Annotated in this window: 2 pseudogenes; both read left to right on the forward strand. The window is 73.5% G+C overall.

The features are described 5' to 3' along the window. Nucleotides 1-130, forward strand: a pseudogene (locus ADK60_RS43810) (electron transfer flavoprotein subunit beta); the annotation flags it as partial. A 55-nt stretch (nt 131-185) separates the two neighbouring features. Then, nucleotides 186-452 (forward strand): annotated as a pseudogene (locus ADK60_RS24905) (electron transfer flavoprotein subunit alpha/FixB family protein); the annotation flags it as partial.

The raw sequence follows: 452 nt of genomic DNA on the forward strand, positions 1-452 counted from the left end.
GGCGGGTTCGTGGACGGCGGTGGAGTCGGTGACGGCGCGTCCGGCGCGTACCGCGGGCACGGTCGTCAAGGACGAGGGCGAGGGCGGCAAGGCGCTCGCCGGCTTCCTCGCCGACCAGAAGTTCATCTAGTCCCACCAAGCACCCGCCCCTGCTGCCCCACCCCACAACACGGAGACATCGAGCAATGGCTGAGATCCTCGTCCTGGTCGACCACGCCGACGGCGCGGTCCGCAAGCCGGCCCTGGAGCTGCTGACCCTGGCCCGCCGTATCGGCGAGCCGTCGGCGGTCGTCCTCGGCGCCGGCGACAAGGCGGCCGAGCTGGCCGCCAAGGCCGCCGAGTACGGCGCCGCCAAGGTGTACGTCGCCGACGGCGCCGAGTTCGCCGACCAGCTGGTCGTCCCGAAGGTGGACGCGCTGGCCCAGATCGCCAAGGCCGCCGACGCGGCCGCG

Source organism: Streptomyces sp. XY431 (genome assembly GCF_001279805.1).
Classification (GTDB): domain Bacteria; phylum Actinomycetota; class Actinomycetes; order Streptomycetales; family Streptomycetaceae; genus Kitasatospora; species Kitasatospora purpeofusca.